This is a genomic window from Chryseobacterium ginsenosidimutans (assembly GCF_039536845.1).
In the GTDB taxonomy this organism is placed as follows: domain Bacteria; phylum Bacteroidota; class Bacteroidia; order Flavobacteriales; family Weeksellaceae; genus Chryseobacterium; species Chryseobacterium ginsenosidimutans_B.
Window position 1 is genome coordinate 1,279,162 of the sequence record NZ_BAAAZJ010000003.1, and the last position, 14,100, is coordinate 1,293,261.

Annotated in this window: 14 protein-coding genes; 12 read left to right on the top strand and 2 right to left on the bottom strand. The window is 33.4% G+C overall.

The features are described from left to right. From ABD745_RS05980 to ABD745_RS06025, 10 genes are all read left to right on the top strand, one after another. Positions 1 to 690, top strand: coding sequence for a bestrophin family protein (locus ABD745_RS05980; RefSeq protein ID WP_344826692.1), 690 nt, complete (start codon positions 1 to 3; stop codon positions 688 to 690). Positions 691 to 714: 24 nt separating this feature from the next. Continuing rightward, positions 715 to 1,191 carry a hypothetical protein gene (locus ABD745_RS05985; RefSeq protein ID WP_344826694.1) on the top strand — a complete coding sequence of 159 codons (477 nt, stop codon included), beginning with the start codon at positions 715 to 717 and terminating at the stop codon, positions 1,189 to 1,191. A gap of 78 nt (positions 1,192 to 1,269) precedes the next feature. Then, positions 1,270 to 2,880, top strand: coding sequence for a Na+/H+ antiporter (locus ABD745_RS05990; protein ID WP_344826697.1), 1,611 nt, complete (start codon positions 1,270 to 1,272; stop codon positions 2,878 to 2,880). A 172-nt stretch (positions 2,881 to 3,052) separates the two neighbouring features. Further along, the gene (locus ABD745_RS05995) at positions 3,053 to 3,481 is read left to right on the top strand and encodes an SRPBCC family protein (RefSeq protein WP_344826699.1); all 429 of its coding nucleotides are present in this window, start codon (positions 3,053 to 3,055) and stop codon (positions 3,479 to 3,481) included. Between the two features lie 12 nt (positions 3,482 to 3,493). Continuing rightward, a complete protein-coding gene (locus ABD745_RS06000; RefSeq protein WP_344826702.1) occupies positions 3,494 to 3,877 on the top strand; it encodes a VOC family protein in 384 nt (127 codons plus the stop codon). 34 nt (positions 3,878 to 3,911) lie between these two features. Further along, positions 3,912 to 4,934: a glutaminyl-peptide cyclotransferase gene (locus ABD745_RS06005; RefSeq protein WP_344826704.1), complete on the top strand. Its 1,023-nt coding sequence runs from the start codon at positions 3,912 to 3,914 to the stop codon at positions 4,932 to 4,934. A gap of 109 nt (positions 4,935 to 5,043) precedes the next feature. Continuing rightward, on the top strand, positions 5,044 to 6,069 hold the full coding sequence (locus ABD745_RS06010) for a glutaminyl-peptide cyclotransferase (protein ID WP_344826707.1): 1,026 nt from the start codon (positions 5,044 to 5,046) through the stop codon (positions 6,067 to 6,069). Positions 6,070 to 6,157: 88 nt separating this feature from the next. Next, on the top strand, positions 6,158 to 7,129 hold the full coding sequence (locus ABD745_RS06015) for a hypothetical protein (protein ID WP_344826710.1): 972 nt from the start codon (positions 6,158 to 6,160) through the stop codon (positions 7,127 to 7,129). Between the two features lie 37 nt (positions 7,130 to 7,166). Next, entirely contained in the window at positions 7,167 to 7,781 is a 615-nt protein-coding gene (locus ABD745_RS06020; protein ID WP_047400170.1) for a deoxynucleoside kinase, read from the top strand. A gap of 88 nt (positions 7,782 to 7,869) precedes the next feature. Further along, positions 7,870 to 8,220 carry an ArsC/Spx/MgsR family protein gene (locus tag ABD745_RS06025; RefSeq protein WP_047400169.1) on the top strand — a complete coding sequence of 117 codons (351 nt, stop codon included), beginning with the start codon at positions 7,870 to 7,872 and terminating at the stop codon, positions 8,218 to 8,220. 56 nt (positions 8,221 to 8,276) lie between these two features. Here ABD745_RS06025 and ABD745_RS06030 read toward each other — a convergent pair whose 3' ends face one another. Then, positions 8,277 to 8,582 (bottom strand): DUF493 family protein, encoded by a 306-nt coding sequence (locus tag ABD745_RS06030; RefSeq protein WP_047400168.1) that lies wholly within the window; start codon positions 8,580 to 8,582, stop codon positions 8,277 to 8,279. A gap of 40 nt (positions 8,583 to 8,622) precedes the next feature. Beyond that, positions 8,623 to 9,300 (bottom strand): DUF4197 family protein, encoded by a 678-nt coding sequence (locus tag ABD745_RS06035; RefSeq protein WP_344826718.1) that lies wholly within the window; start codon positions 9,298 to 9,300, stop codon positions 8,623 to 8,625. Positions 9,301 to 9,762: 462 nt separating this feature from the next. Between ABD745_RS06035 and ABD745_RS06040 the strand changes: the two genes are divergently transcribed. Further along, entirely contained in the window at positions 9,763 to 12,588 is a 2,826-nt protein-coding gene (locus ABD745_RS06040) for a SusC/RagA family TonB-linked outer membrane protein (RefSeq protein ID WP_344826721.1), read from the top strand. Positions 12,589 to 12,598: 10 nt separating this feature from the next. Continuing rightward, positions 12,599 to 14,023, top strand: a complete 1,425-nt coding sequence (locus ABD745_RS06045) for a RagB/SusD family nutrient uptake outer membrane protein (protein ID WP_344826724.1) — start codon at positions 12,599 to 12,601, stop codon at positions 14,021 to 14,023. Positions 14,024 to 14,100: the final 77 nt, after the last annotated feature.

A 14,100-nucleotide genomic window follows, 5' to 3' on the forward strand; every position in this document is an offset into this window, starting at 1 on the left:
ATGTTCAAACGCCATTACGCATGGCTTACAGCTCTTCGTTTTCAGCTTCGTGAGCCAAGAGCCTGGGAAAATATGAGTACAGCCCAATATGAGGAATATGCAAGAAAATATGACATTTGCGAAAAGCTTCTCAAGTTAGACGACGAACTGAAAAACTACCTTTCTGATGGTGAACTGAAATATATTTTAAGCAAAAAAAACAGAGCGACACAATTGATGGCTTTCCAGAGCAAAGAATTGTCAGAAGCTTATGAAAATGGAGAAGTTAACGATTTTCAATGGACGCAGATCAATCAGCAACTGGTGAAACTTACGGAGAATCAGGGAAAAGCTGAGAGAATCAAAAACTTTCCTTATCCCAGAAATTTTTCATCAATCACGACTTATCTTTTGTTATTATTCATCGTTTTTGTACCTTTTGGATTACTGAAAGAATTTGATAAACTGGGGGAAGGAACCGTCCTTGAAAGCTGGACACTATGGTTCAATATTCCGTTTTCTATTTTGGTTACGTGGTGTTTTCATACGTTGGATAGTGTAGGAGAGGCTTCCGTGAATCCTTTTGAAGGAAGCCCGAATGATGTTCCGATCACACAGATAAGCCGTACCATTGAGATTGACATGAGAGATATGCTGGATGAAACAGATCTTCCTCCTGCAATTACTCCAAAAAATAATATTGTACTTTAGGAATTTATTGCTGTTCATTAATTTATGGAAGATATTTATTTAAATAAAGTATTAGACAACGAACAGATTATAAATACATTGTCCGAAGTTTTTTCTGAATTAAAAGTATTTTATTTTGATTTTAATAATGACATACCGGAAAAATTAGATAGTAATAATCCTGATCATATCTTCTTTAATACAGGAGAAGGCTTTGATAATGAAGAATTTAATTTCAAAATATCAATATATAGAACTCCGGACGCTGATTATGACCAAAGAGAACTTTATTTAGGTAAAGTATTTTCAGATAAATATAAAATCAGGACACTCGTCACATTCATAAAACCTGATGAACCCGATGATCCGTATTATAATATTGTTTTTGAAGGTGGTAAAATATTTTTAGCTGATGATAGTGAAATTGATCGGCCGAATAATCCCGGAAAAGTTAAAATTCTTCGGGAATATGCCTTACAAATTATTAAATTTGATCAGAAAGCAAGACTTATAAAGGCATAATAATCAAAAAGTATAAACACAAAGACGAAAAATTATTAGTTAAAATTTAAATAATTTAATATTTCAAAAAAATTAATAATGATTCACAGTTACGTTATAATATCTATTGCAGTACTGTTGTCTGTAATGATACTGGTGATGATCGGACAAAAACTGAAGGTTGCATATCCAATATTTTTGGTAATTGCGGGTCTTTTGATAAGCCTTGTTCCGGGAATGCCGCATATTGAAATAGAGCCCGATTTGGTATTTTTAATTTTTCTTCCGCCGATTTTATTTGAAGCGGCTTGGTTTACCTCGTGGCAGGATTTTCACAAATGGAGGAAACAGATTTTTTCAATGGCTTTCGGATTGGTATTTCTAACTTCGATAGTTGTTGCGTACCTTTCTTCATCGATTATTCCGGGATTAACGGTTGCAATGGGATTCCTGTTGGGTGGTGTAAATTCTCCACCGGACGCTGTCGCAGCAACCTCTGTTTTAAAGCATCTGAAAATTCCGAAAAAAATCACTACGATTTTAGAAGGAGAGAGTTTGATTAATGATGCATCGAGTTTAATTGTATTTAAATTTGCTTTGGCAGCAGTAATTTCCGGACAATTTATTTTTGGAGAAGCGGTAAAAGATTTTTTCACGATGGCAATCGGAGGACTTGCAGTTGGTATTGGTTCCGGACTTTTATTTGGGGCTTTATTAAGGATTATTCCTTCCAATTCCAATATTGACACGATTATTACATTAATCGTTCCTTACATCATGTATATTGCGGCGGAGCATTTTCACTTTTCCGGAGTGTTGGCCGTGGTTTCAGGAGGTTTATTAATGTCTTATAATTCACATTGCTACCTGAGTCATACTTCAAGAATTCAGTCGGGAAATGTTTGGAGCGTTCTTATATTTTTGATGAATACTATTATCTTTATTTTAATTGGATTAGAATTACCAATTGTCGTTGCAGCCATGAAAGAATATACCATTTCCGAAGGAATTTTCTATAGTGTGGTGATTGGCGGAGCAATTATTGGTACGAGAATTCTTTACAGTTATGCCTTAATGTATTTCCCGCGACTGTGTTCAAAAGATCTAAGATTAAAAGTTCCGAAACCCGATTGGCGAGAACCGTTTATCATTAGTTTTGCAGCGATGAGAGGAGTGGTTTCACTGGCTGCTGCATTGTCAATTCCGGCATTTTTACCAAATGGAGATGCATTTCCGCACCGAAATATCATTTTATTTGTAACTTTCGTTATCATATTAATTACTTTGGTGGGACAAGGTTTATTATTGACACCAATTTTAAAAATTTTAAAGATAAATGATGCAGGAAGTGAACTTCCGGAAGAAAAACAGGAAGTAATTTTAATGAGAAAGTTGAAAGAAACTGCTTTGCACAAATTGCAGAATGATTTCTCAGATTTGGCAGAAAAAAACAGTCTTGTTCAGCATCAGAAGCATAAATTGGAAAATGAAATGATGATGATGGCTGATAAAGCACAATGCATGGCTTCAACAGGAGATTATGTATCTGCAATGAATGAAAATAAAGATGTTATGAGACAGGTTATTCAGGCGCAGAGAAATGAACTTTACAGAATGAAACGTGAGAAAATTTTCGACGATCATGTGATGAGAACAATCGAAATGCAGCTGGATTTTGATGAAGCGAAGATTACAGGATTTGCGCACTGATAGGGTTAGATAAGAGCACTTGAGTTTCTGAAAATTTTTGATTTTCATTTTGTGAACTTTCTAAATGTTTTAAAATTAATCTTAAATTTAGCATAAATCTTTTGTGACTTTTGTGGTTTAAAATAATTATCGATAGATTTTTACGTTGAATATAAAACAGAAAATATCAGATATGAGTAATCCGATCATTGTAGAACACAAAGTAAATGCACCCATTCATGAGGTTTGGAAAGCATTAACCGACCAGACCGAAATGAGATCATGGTATTTTGATATTTATGATTTTAAATTGGAACCCGGAAAAATATTTAATTTTTACGAGCCTGGAGATGAGAAAAAATATCATCACCAGTCGGAAATTCTAGAAATTGTTCCGAATCAGAAACTGAAACATACCTGGTCTTATCCCGAGTTTTCAAAAGAAAAAACAGTGATAACCTGGGAACTTCAACCGGAAGGTGAACAGACTTTGGTGAAATTGACTCATGATGATATTGATAATTTTAAAGATCTGGGCGAAAATTTTTCTAAAAAATCTTTTACAGAAGGCTGGAATGGAATTATCGGTCAAAGTCTGAAGCCTTATTTAGAAAGTAAGTAAACTTAATATAAGATGGCAAAATTTACTTTCCTTCGTCCGGTTTTATGGACAGAAAATCTTGAAGAAACGATTGGGTTTTACACTCAATGTCTTGGCTTTACATTGCTGGGCGCAAATACAGACTGGCAATGGGCATCTCTTAAAAAAGATGATGTACAGATCATGTTGTCAAGACCCAATTCACACGAAAAATTCAATGGAATAGGTTTTACAGGTTCATTTTATTTTAATGTTGATCATGTTGATGAGCTTTGGGAAGAATTAAAAACTAAAGCAAAAATATGCTACGAAATCGAGACTTTCGACTGGGAAATGAGAGAGTTTGCGATCTATGATAACAATGGTTACATATTACAATTTGGTCAACATATCGATGAAATTAGCAAAGAGGAATAAATTTTGCTAATTTTGGGGAAATTTTAGAAATTAAATGAAAAAAAATATTATAATAGGTTTTGCAGCGGTTTTGTTGTTGGTGTCTTGTAAAAATGATAAAAAAGTTCTTGATTCATTGGCGGATTACAACAATTCAATGACGGAGAAAGGATATCATTTTGGTGATAAATTAGCATTGCCAAAAGATGTAACGGATGATGCGGAAAGTATTTCAATCAGTTTTGGAGATAAAGAAACTTCGGATTTAACGATCGATCCAAAATTCTTTACATTGGGTGACAATGCAGTTACTTTCAACATTAAAACAAAAGGTGGCGAAACTTTGACTCAGGATGCAACGATCAACGTTTTTGCAAAAAATCCCGAACAAAAATTATCTTACGAAATTGTAGCAGAATATCCTCACGATCCTAAAAATTTCGTACAGGGCTTCCAGATCGAAGGCAATACAATCTACGAAAGTGACGGGCAGAACGGTTCTTCACAGATTTTAAAATATACATTGGGAACGACAACTCCTTTGGCTTCTACAAAACAGGGACAGGAAGATTTTTCTGAGGGAAGTACAATTGCGGGTGATAAAGTATATCAACTGACCTGGCAGAGCAAAAAAGGATACATTTATGACAAAAATTCTTTGAAATTATTATCAGAATTCGCTTATCCGAATGTATTAGGAGAAGGTTGGGGATTAACTTATGACGGAAAAAACCTTATTGCGTCAGACGGAAGTAAATTGTTGTATTTCCTTGATGTAAATAATCCTTCAAAAATGGTGAAATACATTGCTGTTGCAGGAAGTTCTCAGGCTTATGATCAATTGAACGAGCTTGAATTCCACAATGGGTTTATCTATGCAAACGTATGGCAAAAACCGATTATATTAAAAATAAATCCGGCAAATGGAGAAGTTGTCGGAACATTTGATTTTACAGAAATCGCAAAACAAAATACAAAAGGAAGCGATGATGTATTAAATGGAATTGCTTTCAAAGGTGAAAATATGTTGGTGACAGGGAAAAACTGGTCAAAAATTTATGAAGTTGCGATCAAATAAGTGAAAAATTTCAATATATTTATTAAAAATAATGAATAGCGTTCTTCGGAGCGCTATTTTTCGTAAAAGGAATAAAAAATTACTATTTTTGAAAAATTATTAAAATTCAATGAAGAAAAATATATTGATTGGTTTCACTGCATTTTTATTGTTAGCTTCATGCAAAGACAATAAGGATATTCTTAATTCTTTGGCAGATTACAACAATTCGATGATGCAGAACGGATATCATTTCGGAGATAAACTCACTCTTCCGAAAGAAGTAACGGAAATTGCAGAGAATATTTCGATCAGTTTCGGAGACAGTGAAACATCAAATTTAATCATTGATCCTAAGTTTTTTACTTTGGGTGATAACGAGATTACCTTTAATATTAAAACAAAAAGCGGTGAAAATTTGAATCAGGATGCTACAATTAATGTTTTTGCAAAGAATCCTGAAAAAAATATTTCTTATGAAATCGTAGCAGAATATCCTCATGATCAGAATAATTTTCTTGAAGGTTTTCTTCTTGAAGGAAGTACGGTCTATGAAAGTGACGGTTTGGCGAATTCTTCTCAGTTAATAAAATATACATTGGGAGGAACCACTCCAATTGTTGAAGAAAAACAGGCTGCAGATATATTTTCTGAGGGTTGTGCCATCGTTGGAAATAAAATTTATCAGCTTACTTATCAAAATAGAGTAGGTTTTGTTTATGATAAAAATACATTGAAGAAAATTTCAGAATTTCCTTTGCCGAAAGAGCTTCGTGAAGGATGGGGACTGACGTATGACGGGAAAAATCTTGTGGCAACGGATGGCTCAAAGAACTTGTTCTTTCTCGATGTTAATAATCCTTCAAAAGTTGTGAGAACGGTTTCTGTCGCAGGAAATAAACAAACTTACGATCAGCTGAATGAATTGGAATATCACAACGGGTTTATCTATTCCAACATTTGGTTTAAACCTATTATTTTGAAAATTGATCCCGGAACAGGAGAGGTTGTAGGAAAGTTTGATTTTACAAAAATTACCGACGAAAATATTAAAAACGACAAAAATCACGTCTTAAACGGAATTGCCTTTAAGGGTGATAATATGTTGGTAACAGGTAAGAACTGGGCAAAAATGTATGAGGTTTCTATTAAATAATTAAAAACGGCTTTCTTAATAAAATAAAACATGTAAATTGCCGGAATTCCACCGGAATATTATCTACAAGAATTTGAGAATATTACATTTGATATTTATATTGATTTTCTGTTCGTTATCTGCGCAGAAAGCCATTCCTTTAGACACTTTGAAGCTTAAGGAAGCTAAAGATATGCTTGCCGACGATTACGGAAATTTATACATCTATAAAAGCAAAGATTTCAGTTTTACGAAGTATGATTCTTTGGGAAAACAGATCGGAAAACTAATGTTTACGGTTCCTTATAAAGTTCAGGGCGTTCAGAATCCTTTAAGTGTACCTTTATTTTCGGAAAATGCTCAGGAACTGAAATATGTTGATCAGAATATGAATGAAATTCAAAAGGTGGATTTCAAGCAGAAATTTGGTTTTATCAAAATGGCTTATGCCGAAGATTTGCAGCAATTATGGCTATTGGATGAAAGCACAAAACGTCTGATACAGTATAATTTCAGAAACGAGACGACAATTAATTCTTATCCTTTTGATGCCAGTTTTGATGATCTTACGGATCTTTTGGTTTACGAAAATAAGATATATATTTTAACGAGAAAACACATCAGAGTTTATACTTTTAAGTTTGAAAAAATCTTTGAAGCTCCCATTGAAAACGGAAAACGTTTCAGAAGGGAAAACGAATTTATTTTAGTCATAACAAATAATTCTATTCTAAAGTACATTCCGGAAAAAGAAATGGTTAAGATTTTCGAGGATCCCGATGCACAAATTGTGGATAAAAACACCCTTTCTTATTTTGAAATCAAAGCCAACAAGCTTTATCTTTACAACCTCGAAAAGAGCAAAGAAGCTAAGCTGCAAACAGAACCTGATCAACCGGATCATAAAGAAAAGGTTACAGAACAAGATGTAGAAAAATCGGCGGAAAAAACTGCAGAACCAGACAGTCCGGAAGGAAAGCTAGAGAAAAAAACACAGGAAATAGAAGATAAAAATCCTGCGGAAAGTTCTTTACAGAAGCTGATTGAGGATAGTTCGGAAGTTGAATCTGTCGGAGTTTAGTTATTATCAAAATCAACAAATACATTAAGGGAAAAATATGCATATTGCGGTTACTGGAAATATTGGAGCAGGAAAAACTACGTTGACAACGATGCTTTCCAAGCATTACGGTTGGGATGCTCAGTTTGAAGATGTAGATCATAATCCTTATCTGGAGGATTTTTATGCAGACATGAGCAAATGGAGCTTTGCTTTGCAGATTTATTTTTTGGGAAGCAGATTCCGTCAGGTAAAAGAAATCAGAGAAAGTGGGAAAAACATTATTCAGGATCGTACGATCTATGAAGATGCACATATTTTTGCGGAAAACCTGAATGACATGAATCTTCTTTCGGATCGTGATTTTAAAAATTATGATGCTGTATTCAGTTTAATGAAATCTTTCGTTTCTGCACCGGATTTATTGATTTATCTTAAATCTGATGTTCCGAATCTGGTTAAAAAGATTTACAAAAGAGGAAGAGAATATGAAGCATCCATCAGTATCGAATATCTTTCAAAACTGAATCAGAAATACGAAAAATGGATTTCCAATTATACAGAAGGAAAATTGTTGATTATTGAAGTTGATGATTTGGATTTCGTTGAAAAACCGGAAGATTTTGGACTTATTTTAGAAAAAATTGAAGCAGAACTGAACGGTTTGTTTTAACAAAGTTTTATTACAAATTAAGATTCGGATAGGTTGATTTCTTTTTAAATTTGTTAAGTACAAGTTTAATTTTTAAATATAATTAAATATGTTGGTTAAGGTTTTACATAATGGAAGCTGCTCAAAATCGAATGCGGTTTTGGAGTATCTGGATGAAAATGGAGTGCCGTTTGAGATCATTGATATTGTGGAAGATCCGCTAAGTATTCTTGAAATCAAAACAGTTCTGAAAAAATTGAATCAAAGTGTTTTTCATATCATCAGAAAAACAGAAAAGTTATATATTGAAAATTTTGCAAACAAAAATTTATCCGAAGAAGAATGGATAAAAGTCTTATCTGAAAATCCTTCTCTGATACAGAGACCAATCATAATTAAAGGTTCTGTAGCCATGTTGGGGAGACCGATCGAGAATGTAAAATATTTTATTGAAAAATAATAGATAGATAAAAATGTAAAAATAAAAAAGTCAGCGTAAAGCTGACTTTTTTATTTTTACAATAGAATTACACCTTCTATTTTTGCTACTTCTTTATAAATATGTACTACCTGATTTGCATCCAAAACAAATGCGTTTATATTACAGGCAGTATATTTTCCGTTTTTACTTTCGCGGTTTCCCAGTGTGAATTTTATACCGTCAAAAACCTTGTAAATTTCCGTAAGTTTTGCCTGATCCGTAGGAATTATAAATTTAAATAAATAATCTTCGGGAAAATCATGATGATCTTCCAGTTTTTCCTTTAAAGAACTGTAAAATTCTTCAGGATTTGCATGTTGATTTCCTTGTAATATATCCATCACCAATTTTAAATTATATATAAATATAGCGAAAAATTTTTTATTTTCCAAGAGGTCCAAGAAGTGACTTGGAGTTCTGGATTTCGTAATCTTCGATGATATTAAATATTCCGTTCACCAGCTGCTCCGAAGCCAACTGGCTGAGACCACCCGCATTCACAGTATTTTTGTTTCCGCCAAGAAGGCTGCTTAATAAATTGCTTCCTGATAAAGCCGTATTGATGCTTTTCACAATTCCGTATTGGTTCAGCTGCTCATCAACTTTCGGGGTAATTGCAGCAACTAATTGCTGAGCTGTTTTTTCTTTTAAAATCAAGGTAGCAGTTCCTTTTTCTCCCTGAATAATTCTTGTAACATCCTGGGCATTCAGGCTGTTCACTGCGCTTACCAAAATCGGTTTTGAGATATTTATGGTATAAACTGCAGCATCAGCAATATATTGTCTTTCTTTTGTAACCAAAGACGGAGCAACTTTTTCTAACATTGAGTTGATATCTCTCAGTTGTTTTGGTAATGCCTTATCAACCATATTATTTTGTAAAAAAGCATCTCTGTTGCTATAAACATTTACTCCTTTATCAATTCCGTTCAAAAGGAATTTTTTAATAATTGATAGCCCCAGATCAGATGTCGCCAAAGAAGTACAAGACTGCATTGTGGTATTGATAACAGCTCCTGTTCCTACAAGCAAGACAGCTGCGATAATGTATTTTTTCATTGATATTGATTAAACATTAATAGTTTTCAAATAATGAACCAAATTTAAACACAATAATTATTTTAACAAACTTTTACGAAGGATATTAATTGTTAGTTATTATATAATAAAATGAACACCTTTTGTGATATATTACCTCTCAAAACCTTTCATATAAGGTAATAAGAAGAAATTTTAAATTTTTTTTTAATTAAATAGAATTATTATGGAATTAAAAAATATTTAATTATTCTGATTATGTTGAATGATTTAATGAATATAAAAGAAAATTAATTGTTTTTATGTAAATTTAAGGTATTGGCAGAATGATAAAAATATTAAGTAAAATTAACATTGTTGAATATATTTTTATAATTTTGAATAATGTCTTTTTTTGAGAATAAAGGATTTTTCAATGAAAGGGGCAAAAAAGGCGAATGTCTTTTTGTTAAAATAGTGATTGTACGAATAAAATTAAACTATATGAAACAAAGTGATTTAAAGTATTCATGTCTCATTGCAGTTCTATACTTCGGTATGAATGTCAATGCACAGACAACCCCTAGAGACACTGTTCCGAAAGAACAAAAGATTGAAGAGGTTGTACTTATAGGATATGGTACACAGAAAAAAGAGAATGTAACAGGAAGTATTGGAATGGTTTCAGCAAAAGATCTGGCAGATAAGCCCAATGCGAATCCTATTAGTTCTATTCAGGGAAAACTTGCAGGGGTAAACATTACGAATTCTGGTACTCCCGGAGGCTCTCCAAGAGTAGACATCAGGGGAGTTGGTTCTCTTACAGGAAATACCGTTTTTATTGTAGATGGTATGATTACTACTGATATCTCTTATCTTAGTTCTCAGGATATAGAATCAATGAGTGTCTTGAAAGATCCATCAAGTTTGGCTATTTTTGGAGCTCAGGCTGCTAATGGGGCTATAATTATCAAAACCAAAACTGGAAAAGGAAAACCTGTTTATAATTTCAATTCTTATATGGGATTTAAAAAGGTAACTAATGTTCCTGAAATGGTTAATTCTGATCAGTACATTGAGCTTTATAATGAAAAACTTTATAATGATAATGGAAACGGAGCAGGGTCAATTAACAGAAATCAATTTCCGGCTGATACAAAATGGTTTGATGAAGTGTTTCGCACAAGCATAATCAATTCTAATGATTTTTCTGCAACAGGAAGTCTGGGGAAACTTAATTATTATGCAAGTGTAGGATATCTTCAGGATGAAGGTAACCTTGCAGCAGGTAGAGGTATCAATTCAGGAAGTGGTTTTAATCGATTTAACAGTAAATTAAACCTTAGCTATAAAATTACTGATAATATTACGATTGGAGATAACTTCAGTTTCTCCAAAATGCGTACTGATGTATCACAAAATCCATTATTGACAGCTTTTGTTGCTCCGCCTATATTTTCAGTAATGAATCCGAATACGGGAGATTATCAATACTTTAATGGGTATTCTATTGCCAACCCAAGAGCTATGCTTGATCTTTATCGTTCTCAGGTAAGACAGGAGAGATTGCTCAATAACGTATGGGGAGAATTGAAATTTTTGAAAGATTTCACATTCAGAATTAGCTATTCTAGTGATAATTATAGCCCTAGTCAATATGAATATACTCCAACACTTTCTTATGTTCCTGTTTCTGGTCAAGTAGCATCTACATTAGTTACAAGAAATTTTAGAAATAGAAATTATGTTTGGGATAATACCATTAATTGGAAAAAGAGCTTAGGAAGTCATAATTTAGAGGTACTTGCAGGTTTTTCACGAACACGAACTTCTTTATCACAAGATTATTGGTCTGCTAAAAATGTTAATTATGACGGAACAAATGGGTCTCTAAATATTGCAAACGGAACAGACATTGTTCATGTAAGTGGTATAGATAGAGATGATGCTGTTGTTTCCGGTGTTTTCCAAGATCAACAAAGAATTCAATCTTTCTTTGGAAGAATTAACTATGATTATAAAGGTAAATATCTATTAAATGCATCAATTCGTAGAGATGCCAGTTCACAAATTAGTGTTGATAGATCCAGAACCTTTCCTGCAGTTAGTGCTGGTTGGGTAATATCTAAAGAAGATTTTATGAGTGAACAGAATGTCTTCAATTTACTAAAACTAAGAGCCAGCTATGGGGAGTTGGGAAATCCTAATGTATCAAGAAAGTTTAATGCAAATACATCTATTATAGGTGGTGGTGCTTATTTTGGAAATACGGGTTATCCTGCAGCGACGATTGATCAGTTTATTGACCCAACTATTGGTTGGGAAACTACAACAGGAAAAGATGTAGGATTGGAGATGGCATTATTTAATAATAAACTTAAGATTGATGCAGCTTATTATGATAAAGATTCTAAGAATGTGGTTTACGGTGTAAACCAAGGAACTGTATCTGGTGCAGCTAACTGGAATAGTTTTTATACCAACGCATATTCTTTTAATAACAAAGGTTTTGAATTCTCTGTTAATTACAATACTAAACTTAGTGAAAACGTTACTTTTGGAATATATGGTAATTTTACAACACTTAAAAATGAAATTACGTCAGTTTACGGTGGATCCTACTTAGAAACCGGAGCAAGTTTATTTGGAAATTCTATTGTAAGATTACAGGCAGGTCAGTCAGTTGGTTCTTATTATGGTTATCAGGTTGCCGGTGTTTTCCAAACAGATGCTGAAGCTGCTGCATCAGGACAAGCTGGAGCAAAAGCAGGATGGTTTAAGTTCGCAGATCAGGATGGTAATGGCGTTATTGACTCAAGAGATAAAACATTCTTAGGAAGTCCGATTCCTAAAGGTAATTATGGTTTTGGTGTTAATTTTAACATTTATGCTTTTGATATTGCCGTTGATTTCCAAGGTGTATTTGGTAACAAAATATACAATTATAACCGTGAACAACGTTATGGAAATGAGACGTGGGATTTAGATATGTATAATAACAGATGGCAGGGAGCTGGTACTTCTAATACTAATTCAATGATTACATCTAATCAATCCATTATTTTACCAAATAGTTTTTATGTAGAGGATGGTAGCTATATCAGAATCAGAAATATTCAGGTTGGATATAATTTACCGAAAGCATTTGCAAATGCTCTTTCTATTACAAAATTAAGATTATATGTGAGTGCACAGAACCCTTGGACTAGTTTCAAGTATCATGGTTTCTCACCAGAGATTACAAATACGGATAGAGTACAAATGGGAATTGATAATAATATTTACCCAATCTCTGCGATTTATACAGTAGGTATGAACTTAACATTTTAATTAAAAGATCATGAAAAAAATATTTTTAACACTTTCTATATTTTCATTAATCGTAAGTTGTAATGATGATTTTGTAGATATTAAAGATGAAGGACAAACAGATGTGTCAAATTTCTTCACGACACAAGAGGATGCCATGCAGGCAACCACTGCTATTTATAGTTTCCTAAGAAGCTGGGAAAATTCAGGTTTCCCTGCTCAGTATGTATTTGGAGTAACAGGCGATGATGTAGAAAAAGGATCTAATCCTGGGGATGCATCATTTATTAATGCATACGATAACTTTACATTTACAGTAAGTGATGATGGAGTAAGAGGTTATTGGATTGGACAATGGCAAGCTGTTAACAGGGCAAATCAAGTTATTACAAATGTTCCTAAAATAGATATGGATGCTACACTTAAGAATAGATTGATAGCCGAAGCTAGAATGTTAAGAGCTTATTTCTATTTCAATTTGGTAAGAATTTATGGCGGAGTTCCTATATATGATGGGTTACCAGCAGATGGGAATTATCTGAAAGCAAGAAACTCTACAGCAGAAGTTTATAATTTTATAGTTTCTGATCTTACGGCTGCTGCTGCGGTTTTACCTCAGACATATCCTGCTGCGGATCGTGGAAGAGTAACGAAAGGGGGGGCTTTAGGATTACTTTCAAAGGTATATCTTTATATGAAAGATTATCAAAAAGCTTATGATACTTCAAACCAAGTTATTGGAATGGGGTATAGTCTAGACCCGGATTTCAACCATTTATTCAGACCAGCTGGAGAATTCGGTACAGAATCTGTTTTTGAAGTTAATTGTGATTGTGCTGCAGGTTTTGGAGGAAGTCAGTATGCTGAAGTTCAAGGGGTTAGAAATCAATTTGGATGGGGTTTCTTTACTCCTACACAAGCGTTGGAAAATGCATTTGAGCCTGGAGATATCAGAAAAGAATTGAGTATTTTGAGAGAAGGAGAAACAACTCTTGAAGGAGATTTGATTCACAAACAGGATCCTCAAGCAGGAAATTCTTGGAATCAGAAAGTCTATGTGCCATCATCTTTAAATAATAACGCATGTGGATATGGTTCTATTCAAAATATAAGAATATTAAGATTTGCTGATATTCTTTTAATCAATGCAGAAGCTGCCAATGAGTTAGGAAATACCGCTGCTGCTATTACAAATATAAATAAAGTAAGAACTAGAGCTCACCTTGCTAATACAACAGCTAGTACTCAGTCTACACTTAGAACCGCTATCTGGCAGGAAAGAAGAGTAGAATTAGCAATGGAAAATGATAGATTCCCAGACTTAGTAAGAACAGGACAAGCTGCTACTTATTTAGGATCTAAAGGATTTGTAACTGGAAAAAATGAACTTTTCCCAATCCCTTTAGATGCAATGAATCAGAGTAATGGGCTTTTCGTCCAAAACCCTGGTTACTAAAAATCATAAACATAAAAATAACCAAAGTTTAACTTTGGTTATTTTTTTAACCAATTTTTTATTTTTAAATTGAAAAC

What these genes read in the sequence shown, in the direction of transcription:
- ABD745_RS05980 (WP_344826692.1), top strand. Translation starts at nt 1, where the DNA reads ATGTTCAAACGCCATTACGCATGGCTTACAGCTCTTCGTTTTCAGCTT.
- ABD745_RS05985 (WP_344826694.1), top strand. Translation starts at nt 715, where the DNA reads ATGGAAGATATTTATTTAAATAAAGTATTAGACAACGAACAGATTATA.
- ABD745_RS05990 (WP_344826697.1), top strand. Translation starts at nt 1,270, where the DNA reads ATGATTCACAGTTACGTTATAATATCTATTGCAGTACTGTTGTCTGTA.
- ABD745_RS05995 (WP_344826699.1), top strand. Translation starts at nt 3,053, where the DNA reads ATGAGTAATCCGATCATTGTAGAACACAAAGTAAATGCACCCATTCAT.
- ABD745_RS06000 (WP_344826702.1), top strand. Translation starts at nt 3,494, where the DNA reads ATGGCAAAATTTACTTTCCTTCGTCCGGTTTTATGGACAGAAAATCTT.
- ABD745_RS06005 (WP_344826704.1), top strand. Translation starts at nt 3,912, where the DNA reads ATGAAAAAAAATATTATAATAGGTTTTGCAGCGGTTTTGTTGTTGGTG.
- ABD745_RS06010 (WP_344826707.1), top strand. Translation starts at nt 5,044, where the DNA reads ATGAAGAAAAATATATTGATTGGTTTCACTGCATTTTTATTGTTAGCT.
- ABD745_RS06020 (WP_047400170.1), top strand. Translation starts at nt 7,167, where the DNA reads ATGCATATTGCGGTTACTGGAAATATTGGAGCAGGAAAAACTACGTTG.
- ABD745_RS06025 (WP_047400169.1), top strand. Translation starts at nt 7,870, where the DNA reads ATGTTGGTTAAGGTTTTACATAATGGAAGCTGCTCAAAATCGAATGCG.
- ABD745_RS06030 (WP_047400168.1), bottom strand. Translation starts at nt 8,582, where the DNA reads ATGGATATATTACAAGGAAATCAACATGCAAATCCTGAAGAATTTTAC.
- ABD745_RS06035 (WP_344826718.1), bottom strand. Translation starts at nt 9,300, where the DNA reads ATGAAAAAATACATTATCGCAGCTGTCTTGCTTGTAGGAACAGGAGCT.
- ABD745_RS06040 (WP_344826721.1), top strand. Translation starts at nt 9,763, where the DNA reads ATGAAACAAAGTGATTTAAAGTATTCATGTCTCATTGCAGTTCTATAC.
- ABD745_RS06045 (WP_344826724.1), top strand. Translation starts at nt 12,599, where the DNA reads ATGAAAAAAATATTTTTAACACTTTCTATATTTTCATTAATCGTAAGT.